The 9,852-nt window shown below is 59.6% G+C and carries 13 protein-coding genes; 8 read left to right on the forward strand and 5 right to left on the reverse strand.

Annotated features, from left to right (window positions below):
• Window positions 1-31 precede the first annotated feature (31 nt).
• From AMM33_RS15735 to folC, 5 genes are read right to left on the reverse strand one after another with little or no spacing between them, the layout of a single operon-like run.
• Complete coding sequence (locus AMM33_RS15735) at window positions 32-1,243, reverse strand: O-succinylhomoserine sulfhydrylase (RefSeq protein ID WP_090142247.1); 1,212 nt, start codon at window positions 1,241-1,243, stop codon at window positions 32-34.
• 8 nt (window positions 1,244-1,251) lie between these two features.
• On the reverse strand, window positions 1,252-2,766 hold the full coding sequence (gene purF / locus AMM33_RS15740) for an amidophosphoribosyltransferase (protein ID WP_090142248.1): 1,515 nt from the start codon (window positions 2,764-2,766) through the stop codon (window positions 1,252-1,254).
• Between the two features lie 38 nt (window positions 2,767-2,804).
• A complete protein-coding gene (locus AMM33_RS15745; protein WP_369802452.1) occupies window positions 2,805-3,299 on the reverse strand; it encodes a CvpA family protein in 495 nt (164 codons plus the stop codon).
• A 2-nt stretch (window positions 3,300-3,301) separates the two neighbouring features.
• Window positions 3,302-4,132 (reverse strand): SPOR domain-containing protein, encoded by an 831-nt coding sequence (locus tag AMM33_RS15750; RefSeq protein ID WP_090142249.1) that lies wholly within the window; start codon window positions 4,130-4,132, stop codon window positions 3,302-3,304.
• A gap of 10 nt (window positions 4,133-4,142) precedes the next feature.
• Complete coding sequence (gene folC / locus AMM33_RS15755) at window positions 4,143-5,432, reverse strand: bifunctional tetrahydrofolate synthase/dihydrofolate synthase (RefSeq protein ID WP_090142250.1); 1,290 nt, start codon at window positions 5,430-5,432, stop codon at window positions 4,143-4,145.
• A 51-nt stretch (window positions 5,433-5,483) separates the two neighbouring features.
• Here folC and AMM33_RS15760 point away from each other — a divergent pair, with 51 nt between their 5' ends.
• The 8 genes from AMM33_RS15760 to AMM33_RS15795 all read left to right on the forward strand — a co-directional run.
• Entirely contained in the window at window positions 5,484-5,828 is a 345-nt protein-coding gene (locus tag AMM33_RS15760; RefSeq protein WP_090142261.1) for a Spx/MgsR family RNA polymerase-binding regulatory protein, read from the forward strand.
• 89 nt (window positions 5,829-5,917) lie between these two features.
• Window positions 5,918-6,571 carry a glycine zipper 2TM domain-containing protein gene (locus AMM33_RS15765; RefSeq protein ID WP_090142251.1) on the forward strand — a complete coding sequence of 218 codons (654 nt, stop codon included), beginning with the start codon at window positions 5,918-5,920 and terminating at the stop codon, window positions 6,569-6,571.
• Window positions 6,572-6,693: 122 nt separating this feature from the next.
• Window positions 6,694-7,011: a pyrimidine/purine nucleoside phosphorylase gene (locus AMM33_RS15770; RefSeq protein WP_090142252.1), complete on the forward strand. Its 318-nt coding sequence runs from the start codon at window positions 6,694-6,696 to the stop codon at window positions 7,009-7,011.
• A gap of 7 nt (window positions 7,012-7,018) precedes the next feature.
• A complete protein-coding gene (gene argG / locus AMM33_RS15775; protein WP_090142253.1) occupies window positions 7,019-8,359 on the forward strand; it encodes an argininosuccinate synthase in 1,341 nt (446 codons plus the stop codon).
• 213 nt (window positions 8,360-8,572) lie between these two features.
• Complete coding sequence (locus AMM33_RS15780) at window positions 8,573-8,842, forward strand: DUF4160 domain-containing protein (protein ID WP_090142254.1); 270 nt, start codon at window positions 8,573-8,575, stop codon at window positions 8,840-8,842.
• 11 nt (window positions 8,843-8,853) lie between these two features.
• Window positions 8,854-9,096: a DUF2442 domain-containing protein gene (locus AMM33_RS15785; RefSeq protein WP_090142255.1), complete on the forward strand. Its 243-nt coding sequence runs from the start codon at window positions 8,854-8,856 to the stop codon at window positions 9,094-9,096.
• Between the two features lie 141 nt (window positions 9,097-9,237).
• Complete coding sequence (locus AMM33_RS22500) at window positions 9,238-9,501, forward strand: transposase domain-containing protein (protein ID WP_228768178.1); 264 nt, start codon at window positions 9,238-9,240, stop codon at window positions 9,499-9,501.
• Between the two features lie 73 nt (window positions 9,502-9,574).
• On the forward strand, window positions 9,575-9,852 hold a 278-nt coding region (locus AMM33_RS15795; RefSeq protein WP_194945497.1), incomplete at its 3' end, for a transposase.

Genomic DNA, 9,852 nt, shown 5'->3' on the forward strand with positions numbered 1-9,852 from the left:
AAGGGGACGCCAACGGCCCCTTATTCGGATATTAAAAAGTGTCGAGGCCACGGGCCAGATCGGCCTGGACGTCTTGCGGGTACTCCAGACCCACGGCCACGCGGATCAGGCCTTGCCCAATGCCAGCGGCTTGGCGCTGCGCCTCTGTCAGTCGGCCGTGAGAGGTGCTGGCCGGGTGCGCCACCATGGTTTTGGTGTCACCCAGGTTGGTGGCCAGGGACAGCATTTGCATTTGGTCCATCACATGGAAAGCACGTTGGCGCGATTGCTCGGGGCCCTCGGCTTTCACATCAAAGGACAAGACAGCGCCGCCCAGCCCCGACATCTGGCGCATGGCCAAGTCGTGCTGCGGGTGGCTGGCCAAACCGGGGTAGTGCACACGCGCCACGGCGGGGTGCTTTTCCAGCCATTCGGCCAAAATTTGCGCACGGGCCGTTTGGGCACGCATGCGCAAGTCCAATGTTTCCAGCCCCTTGAGCACCACCCAAGCATTGAAAGGCGCGAGCGTCATGCCGCCGCTTTTGAGCACAGGCAAAAACTTCTCGGTGATCATTTGCTGCGAGGCGCACAGCGCCCCTGCCATCACGCGGCCCTGCCCGTCCAGGTATTTGGTGCCTGAGTGCATGATGATGTCGGCTCCCATGACGGCAGGCCGCTGCAGCGCAGGCGTGGCAAAGCAGTTGTCCACGGCAAACAAAGCACCCGCGTTGTGGGCAATGTCGGCCAAGGCCTGGATGTCGCACACCTCGGTCAGGGGGTTTGTCGGCGTTTCGGCAAACAGCAAACGGGTGTTGGGGCGGACTGCCGTTTGCCATTCTTTCAAGTCAGTTTGCGAAACAAAACTGGACTCCACGCCGAACTTGGCCAGATCAGAGCCAATGAGCTTAATGGTCGAGCCGAACATGGAGCGCGAGCAGACCACATGGTCGCCCGCCTTCAAGAGGCCCATGCACATCATCAAGATGGCGGACATGCCCGACGCCGTGCCCATGGCGGCTTCGGTGCCTTCAAGTGCGGCCAGGCGCATTTCCATGCTGCTCACGGTGGGGTTGCCATAGCGGCCGTAGGTGTAGCCTTCTTCATCGCCTGCAAAGCGGGCAGCGGCGGCGGCGGCTGTGGGTTGCACATAACCGCTGGTCAGGTACAGGGCTTCGGAGTTTTCGCCGTATTGGCTGCGCTCCACAGCGGCGCGCACAGCCAGGGTTTCAATGTGCAGATCGTCCAATCGTGTGTTTGCGGTCATGCGGGTCCTCACTCGCTGGCGTTGGGCAAAGCCAAACGCGAATTGTCTTCGGCGCCCTCTTCGGTCTGCGGGCGCGACTCGTTCAGACGGCTGATGTCGTCCGCCGAGATGTCGCCGGTCACATACACGCCGTCAAAACACGAGGCATCAAAGGCCGACAAAGCACCGGCACCCGAGAAACGGGCCTGGGCCACGGCTGCTTTCATCGCATCCACGTCCTGATAAATCAGGGCGTCGCAGCCAATGATCTGACGAATTTCTTCGATGCTGCGGCCATGGGCCACCAGCTCTTCCTTGGTGGGCATGTCGATGCCGTACACATTGGGGTAACGCACAGGCGGCGCAGCGCTGGCCATGTAGACCTTGCGTGCACCGGCGTCACGCGCCATTTGCACGATTTCGCGGCTGGTGGTGCCACGCACGATGGAGTCATCCACCAACAAGACATTGCGACCCTTGAACTCACTGACGATGGTGTTGAGCTTCTGGCGCACAGACTTTTTGCGCACTGACTGGCCCGGCATGATGAAGGTGCGGCCCACGTAACGGTTTTTCACAAAGCCTTCACGGTACGGGATGCCCAGCAGATGCGCCAATTGCGTGGCACTGGGGCGGCTGGACTCGGGGATCGGGATCACCACATCGATGTCGTTGGGCGGCACGGTGGAGATCACGCGCTTGGCCAGTGTCTCGCCCAGATTCAGACGGGCCTGATAAACCGAAATGCCGTCCATGGTCGAGTCTGGGCGGGCCAGGTACACGTATTCAAAAATGCAGGGGCTCAACTGCGCCTTGTCCGAACAGGCTTGGCTGTGCAACTGGCCTTGCAGGTCCACAAAAATCGCTTCGCCCGGGGCCACGTCTCGCTCAAACTGGTGCGTGGTGCCGTCAAGCGCCACCGACTCGCTGGCCAGCATGATGCTGCCGTCAGCGCCTCGGCCCAGACACAGAGGGCGGATGCCGTGAGGGTCACGAAACGCCAACAGTCCGTGCCCTGCAATCAGGGCGATCACGGCATAAGAGCCTTTGACGCGGCGGTTCACACCGCGCACCGCTTCAAACACATCGCTGGGCTTCAGAGGCAAACCACGCGTGGTTTTTTCAAGCTCGTGCGCCAGCACGTTGAGCAGCACCTCGGAGTCGCTCTCGGTGTTGATGTGGCGGTGGTCGTTGGAAAACAACTCGGCCTTGAGCGCATGCGCATTGGTCAAGTTGCCGTTGTGCACCAGCACCAGGCCAAATGGGGCGTTCACATAAAAAGGCTGCGCCTCTTCTTCGCTGAAGGCATTGCCCGATGTGGGGTAACGCACCTGACCCAGGCCGCAGTTGCCGGGCAGCGCCCGCATGTTGCGGGTGCGAAACACGTCACGCACCATGCCTTTGGCCTTGTGCATGAAAAACTTGCGGTCCAGCTGGGTGACGATGCCTGCCGCATCCTGCCCGCGATGCTGCAAAAGCAGCAAAGCGTCATAAATCAGCTGATTGACCGGTGCGCTGCTCACAACGCCAACAATTCCACACATACTTACTTCCGTTCAAAAATCGAACCACCCCGAAACACTCAGGGCAAATATTTCACAAAGGCTGCGGGCAACAAAGGCTTCAGGCCCACCAGCGTCATGTCCAGCCAGGCCGGCCCCCTGGCAGACTGCCACCAATCCCCCCGCGACAGCCCGGTCAGTTGCACCACCACGGTCAACGCCAGCAACAGCACCACGCCACGGGCCAAACCAAAACCGGCCCCCAATGCGCGGTCAACAGGGCGCAAACCCACACTTTCCACCAGTTTTTTGATCAACCAGGTCAGCACACCCACAGCCAGCAAAATGAGCACAAAAACCACCACAAAGGCCACGGCGTATTGCACCGCGCCGGGCGCACCTTGGACAAAAGGCAACCAGTCAATCACATCAACGGCCAGCCACTGCGCCCCCACAAACGCCGCCACCCAGCCCGCCAGGGACAAAATCTCAAACACAAAGCCCCGCCAAAACCCAAGCACCATGGACAGGGCCAGCACGCCCAGCAGCATCCAGTCGGTGAGCACCATCTCCATCGTCAAATCTTCAGAATCGAAGGCGTAAAGTCAAGTTTGCGAATGCGGGCAGCCGCCTTCTCTGCATCGTCACGGTTGTCAAAAGGGCCCACGCGAACACGCGTGGTTTTCTTGCCCTCTTTGCCATCCACCACCTGGGTGTAAGTCTTGAAGCCGGACTGCTCCAGTTTGCGGCGCGCATCGTGCACTTTGTCAGCATCGGTGAAGGCCCCGACTTGAATGACCACCCGCTCAACTGCTGGCTTGACGGGCTTACCCTCCAGCAAGGCATGCGCCTTGCTGCCATCATCCTGTGGCTTGGCCACAGGTGCCGGGGCAGGTTTGTCGGCTTTTGCAGGGTCGGCGGATTTGAGCTCTGGCTTGGACGCTGCGTCTTTGGCCTTGTCGGCAGGCACCTCGGCGGCGGGCACCGTGGACTGTGCTTTAGGGGCGGCGGGCTTGCCCGCTTGCGCCATCACGGCAGCAGGCTCAGGCACCGGCAAGACGACTTCCTCACGCGCATCGAGGCTGGCATGGGCAGGCACAGAATCAGACGCAGGCAACAGCGGTTTGGCCGGGGCTTGAGCAGAGGGCACCGCTTGAGGGCTGGTCAAAGGCGAGGCCGTCTGGCGATCAGGAATCACGATGGGCGTGTCCACCGCCACCGGCCTGGGCTGGGTGTCAAACAACAAGGGAAAGCCCACCACCGCCACCAACACCAGCACCACGGCGCCCATCAGGCGATGCCGTGCACGCCTGCGAACGATGTCGATGTTTTGACTCGGCCCGGAGGGAACCGCATCGACCGAAGCAGAAGCGGCTTGACCGGGCAAACGGAACTTGAAAAAGGCCATGGCTGTGTGCTCAGGGGCTGAGGTGTTTGGCTTGAAGACGGGGAATTCCCTCTTGCAAAACACCGCCCACGGTATAGAAGGAGCCAAAGACGACGATTCTATCAGCCGGGTTGGCTGCCTCCATGGCCGATCGCAGTGCTGTCATGGGGTCCGGATGAACGCTGGACGAGGCATCCGCACGCTGGTTTTGCGCCCCCCAGATCTGCTGCAAATCGACCGCCTTGGCCGCCCTGGGCAAGGGCAAGTCGGTGAAATACCAGCGGTCAATCATGGGATTGACCCGCTGCAACATCGGCAGCAAGTCCTTGTCGGCCATGGCCCCCACCACCGCATGGGTCGTGGGATAAAAACCCATGGCGTCCAGATTGACGGCCAGCGCCGCCACCGAATGGGGGTTGTGCGCCACATCCAGCACCAGTACCGGCTCACCAGGCACGATCTGAAAGCGCCCGGGCAACTCGACCATGGCCAACCCGTTGCGCACGGCCTGGGCCGTGACGGGAATGCGCGGGCGCAGGGCGTCCAGCGCCGCCAGCACGCCTGAGGCATTGACCAGCTGGTTGGCCCCGCGCAAGGCCGGATAAGCCATGCCGCTGTACCGACGCCCGCGCCCGGCCCAAGACCATTGCAACTTGTCACCCGAGAAATTGAAATCCTGCCCAAAACGCCACAGATCAGCACCCATAGCCGCGGCATGGTCCAGCACGCTTTGCGGCGGCACCGGGTCGCTGACCACCACGGGGCGCCCGGTGCGCATGATGCCGGCCTTCTCAAAACCAATGCTTTCGCGGTCTTTGCCCAAAATGGCGGTGTGGTCAATGTCGATGCTGGTGATCACCGCGCAATCGGCGTCGATGATATTGACCGCATCCAGACGCCCACCCAGACCCACTTCCAAAATGGCCACATCCAGATGGGAGCGGGCCATGAGATGCAAGATGGCCAGGGTGCTGAACTCGAAATAAGTCAGGCTGACATTGCCACGCACCGCATCGACTGCCGCAAAAGCCTCAGCCAGCGCCTGGGCAGACGCGGACTCGCCGTGCAAGCGGCAACGCTCTTCAAAATGCACCAAATGCGGCGAGGTGTAGACGCCCGTGCGGTAACCCGCTTGCAACAATATGGCTTCAAGCATGGCGCAAGTCGAGCCCTTGCCGTTGGTGCCCGCCACGGTGATGACCGGGCACTCGAACTTCAAAGCCATGCGGTCGGCCACGGTTTTCACGCGGTCCAGCCCCATGTCGATGGCCACGGGGTGTAGTTGCTCGCACCAGTCGAGCCATTCCTGTAGAGTCTTCATAGGCGGCGATTGTCGCCCACTCCCGATACTTTCATCTTGAACAAAGCCCCCATGGAACTGACTGTTTACGGCATCCCCAACTGCGACAGCGTGAAAAAAGCACGCACCTGGCTCACCGACCACGGCCTGAGCTACACCTTCCACGATTTCAAAAAACAAGGCGTTCCCGCTGCCGAACTGGCCGCCTGGGTGGCTGCTGCGGGCTGGGAAACCGTGCTCAACCGTAAAGGCACGACCTGGCGCAAACTCGACGCTTCGGTGCAAAGCGGCGTGACCGACAGCACCAGCGCCCAGCAAGTGATGCAGGAACACGCCAGCACCATCAAACGCCCGGTGATCGCCTGGCCCTCGGGGCGCGTCACCGTCGGTCACGTTCCTGACCAATGGCCCGCATGAATTTTTTGTAACGGATCTTTACCTGCCCGTCATGCGCCAGCGCCGAAGCCCCAGTTAAACTTCGGCCAGATTTGACGGAGATCCTCATCATGAAAACCTGGGCAAGCACCCTTTTGCTGGTCACCGCCTCCTGGGCACAAGCTCAGGAGGTCGGCCAAGTGATATCGCGCACAGCGGTTTACCAACAAGTGGCCGTCCCGCGTCAGACCTGCAGCCAGGCCCAGGTGGCCGTGCAAAACCCGTCCTCCGGTGCAGGTGCCCTGATGGGCGCCATTGCCGGGGGGGCTGTTGGCAGCCAATTTGGCGGCGGATCTGGCCAGGCCCTGGCCACCATGGTGGGCTTCATTGGTGGCGCCGTGATGGGTGACAAAATCGAAAACCCTGGCAGCCAACTGCAAAACCAGACCACTTGCACCACACAAAACGTGTATGAAAACCGCTTGGTGGGCTACAACGTGGTATATGAATATGCGGGCAAACAATACAACGTGCAATTGCCGCAAGACCCCGGCCCCACTATCCAGTTGCAAGTCACGCCCCTGAGTGCTCCACGGTCAGATGCACCCGTTGTCGGGCCAACCGTGGTCAGTGCGCCTACAACCACCGTTTACACACAAGCCCCTGTGGTGTATGTCCCAGCTCCGGTTTACCGCACTTATCCGACCATTTACCCGCCCGTTTACACCCACGTCAACCTGGGCTGGGGCTGGAGCAGTGGTCACCGCCATGGCCACTGGCGCTGAGCACAGCAGGGGCAAAGCCCCTCAACTGACCTAAAATCGCGGGTTGTTTGTTTGACCCAAGCGCAGGGGCCACATCAGGCCCCTGTTTCATTTGCAGCCCCCTACGCTTTATCCAGCACACCATGACCACCCAAACCATCGACGGCGTCTCCGTCAACACCCAAGCCAATGTTTACTTTGACGGCAAATGCGTCAGCCACGGTCTGACCCTGCCCGATGGCACCAAACTGTCGGTGGGCGTGATCTTGCCCGCCACCCTGACCTTCAACACCGGCGCACCCGAGATCATGGAATGCGTGGGCGGCTCCTGCGAATACAAGCTCGACGGGAGCAGCGAATGGGTCAAGTCCAGCGCGGGCGAAGAGTTCAGCATCCCCGGCAACTCCAAGTTCGAGATACGCGTGACCGAGCCCTACCACTACATCTGCCACTTCGGTTGAACCCGCCATGAGCACCATCCTGCAAAACCTGCCCAAAGGGCAAAAAGTCGGTATCGCCTTCTCGGGCGGTCTGGACACCTCTGCCGCCCTGTTGTGGATGAAGCAAAAGGGCGCCCTGCCCTACGCCTACACCGCCAACCTGGGCCAGCCTGACGAGTCGGACTACAACGAGATTCCCCGCAAAGCGATGGAGTACGGCGCTGAAAAAGCCCGTCTGGTCGACTGCCGCACCCAGCTGGCCCACGAAGGCATCGCCGCCATCCAGAGCGGCGCTTTCCACATCTCCACAGGCGGCATCACCTACTTCAACACCACCCCGCTGGGCCGCGCAGTGACCGGCACCATGCTGGTGGCCGCCATGAAGGAAGACGACGTCAACATCTGGGGCGACGGCAGCACTTTCAAGGGCAACGACATCGAGCGTTTTTACCGCTACGGTTTGCTGACCAACCCGAGCCTCAAGATTTACAAGCCTTGGCTGGACCAGCTGTTCATTGATGAGTTGGGTGGCCGCGCCGAGATGAGCGCCTTCATGACCGCCAACGGTTTTGGCTACAAGATGAGCGCCGAAAAGGCCTACTCCACTGACAGCAACATGCTGGGCGCGACCCACGAAGCCAAAGACCTGGAAAGCCTGCAAAGCGGCATGAAGATCGTCAACCCCATCATGGGCGTGGCGTTCTGGAAGCCCGAAGTCGAGGTCAAGGCCGAAGAAGTGAGCGTGCGCTTTGAAGAAGGCATGCCCGTGGCCCTGAACGGCGTGGAATACGCCGACCCGGTCGAGCTGTTCCTCAAAGCCAACGAAATCGGTGGCCGCCACGGCCTGGGCATGAGCGACCAGATCGAAAACCGCATCATCGAAGCCAAGAGCCGCGGCATCTACGAAGCCCCCGGCATGGCGCTGCTGCACATCGCCTACGAGCGTTTGGTCACCGGCATCCACAACGAAGACACCATCGAGCAGTACCGCATCAACGGCCTGCGCTTGGGCCGCCTGTTGTACCAAGGCCGCTGGTTCGACCCACAGTCCATCATGCTGCGCGAAACCGCCCAGCGCTGGGTGGCACGCGCCGTGACGGGCACTGTGACACTGGAGCTGCGCCGCGGCAACGACTACAGCATCCTGAACACCGAGTCGGCCAACCTGACTTACGCCCCAGAGCGTTTGTCGATGGAAAAAGTGGAAGACGCGCCGTTCAGCCCTCTGGACCGCATCGGACAGCTGACCATGCGCAACCTCGACATCGTGGACACCCGCGCCAAGCTGGGCATCTACGCCCACACAGGCTTGTTGTCAGTGGGCGAAGGCCCGCACATCTACAAGTTGGATGGCAGCGGTAAGAAATGATGCTTTGATGCTTCAGTGAAAACGGCCTTCGGGCCGTTTTTTGTTGTCTTGCTTGGTTTGGTGGTGTTTTCCGCCCCGGTGCGGGCGCCTGCCGGCTCGCCTCATAACTCGCTTCGCTCGCCAAATCGGCGAGTCCGGCAGGCGCCCGCGCCAAGGCTGCGTTGCTGACGCATTCATCGTGACCAACTGCAATTCAACCCATACAATCCGCCCATGCCCACCATCAGCATGTTTTACGGAATCCTGGTCTCCATGTTCTTTGAGGACACGGACAGGCATCACCTCGCCCACATCCATGTGCGCTACGCAGGCGATAAAGCGGCCATTGCTATTGACGATGGCCGCGTGTTGGCTGGAGGCTTTCCACCCAAGCAATTGAAAATGGTTCAAGCTTGGATCGAAATCCACAAAGATGAACTGCTGGCCGACTGGGAACTTGCCAAGGCTGGTGAGCAGCCCTATCCGATTGACCCTTTGCGTTGAGGAGCAGGACCATGCAAGACTTGTTGGACGTGATCTTGGTCAAGCCCATGCAAGGCTATTGGTTGGCCTTGTCATTTGAAAATGGCGAAAACCGTTTGTTCGATGTCAAACCCCTGCTGACCAAAAAGCCCTTTGAACCGTTACAGCAATGGCATGTTTTTGAACAAGTTTATGTGTTTGCGGGCACGGTGAACTGGCCTGGCAACATCGACATTGCCCCAGAAACCTTATATGAACGATCTGTGGCTGCCTAACGTGAGCAGTCATTGAAAGCGACAAGAATGACGTTTATGTTGCATCAATAAAAAACGGCCCTCGGGCTAATGCCAGTCAGTTAAGAGCTGACCGGTTTTAATTTAAAAAGGGAACCCTGTTCAAACACGGTTCCCTTTTTCATGAGCTGGCTGCAAAACGATCTTTCCCAAACACTTCAACGCACCCCCAAGCGGCTGGATCAACTCAGCAGCCTTATCGACCCTCAGTGGATTACCCAAGTCCTGAGCACCACAGGCAAAGCCTCCATACGACGACGCAAGCTGCCTGCCGAACACGTTATTTGGCTGGTCATCGGATTGGCTCTTTTTCGCAATCAGCCCATCTGGGACGTGGCCAGGCAGCTGCAATTGACGTTGCACAATCAACCCTTAACAGGCTGCTGAAATACTGACTCACTGAAAGCGTCAATTCAGCTGCGCGTTCGAGAATTCAGGCATCACAAAAAAACAGTTTGACATGCGCGGCGCAGACACCTTTACCGAGAGCTTGTTTCTGATGAAACGGCTGGATGATTTCGTACCTGCTGGACACCCTTTGCGAGCCATCCGTGAGATGGTCAATAAAGCACTGGTGGCCATGGACGGCTTGTTTGCGGACATGTATGAAGCTGACATCAAAGGCGGTCGCCCTAGCGTTGCCCCCGAGAAGCTATTGCGCGCCATGCTGCTGCAGGTGCTCTACAGCGTGCGCTCGGAGCGCATGCTCATGGAGCAAATTCAGTACAACATGCTCTT

The sequence above is a fragment of the Limnohabitans sp. DM1 genome (assembly GCF_001269385.1).
Taxonomy (GTDB): Bacteria; Pseudomonadota; Gammaproteobacteria; order Burkholderiales; family Burkholderiaceae_C; genus Limnohabitans_A.

Coding starts and splice junctions, on each gene's coding strand:
- AMM33_RS15735 (WP_090142247.1), bottom strand. CDS start 1,243: ATGACCGCAAACACACGATTGGACGATCTGCACATTGAAACCCTGGCT.
- purF (WP_090142248.1), bottom strand. CDS start 2,766: ATGTGTGGAATTGTTGGCGTTGTGAGCAGCGCACCGGTCAATCAGCTG.
- AMM33_RS15745 (WP_369802452.1), bottom strand. CDS start 3,299: ATGGAGATGGTGCTCACCGACTGGATGCTGCTGGGCGTGCTGGCCCTG.
- AMM33_RS15750 (WP_090142249.1), bottom strand. CDS start 4,132: ATGGCCTTTTTCAAGTTCCGTTTGCCCGGTCAAGCCGCTTCTGCTTCG.
- folC (WP_090142250.1), bottom strand. CDS start 5,432: ATGAAGACTCTACAGGAATGGCTCGACTGGTGCGAGCAACTACACCCC.
- AMM33_RS15760 (WP_090142261.1), top strand. CDS start 5,484: ATGGAACTGACTGTTTACGGCATCCCCAACTGCGACAGCGTGAAAAAA.
- AMM33_RS15765 (WP_090142251.1), top strand. CDS start 5,918: ATGAAAACCTGGGCAAGCACCCTTTTGCTGGTCACCGCCTCCTGGGCA.
- AMM33_RS15770 (WP_090142252.1), top strand. CDS start 6,694: ATGACCACCCAAACCATCGACGGCGTCTCCGTCAACACCCAAGCCAAT.
- argG (WP_090142253.1), top strand. CDS start 7,019: ATGAGCACCATCCTGCAAAACCTGCCCAAAGGGCAAAAAGTCGGTATC.
- AMM33_RS15780 (WP_090142254.1), top strand. CDS start 8,573: ATGCCCACCATCAGCATGTTTTACGGAATCCTGGTCTCCATGTTCTTT.
- AMM33_RS15785 (WP_090142255.1), top strand. CDS start 8,854: ATGCAAGACTTGTTGGACGTGATCTTGGTCAAGCCCATGCAAGGCTAT.
- AMM33_RS22500 (WP_228768178.1), top strand. CDS start 9,238: ATGAGCTGGCTGCAAAACGATCTTTCCCAAACACTTCAACGCACCCCC.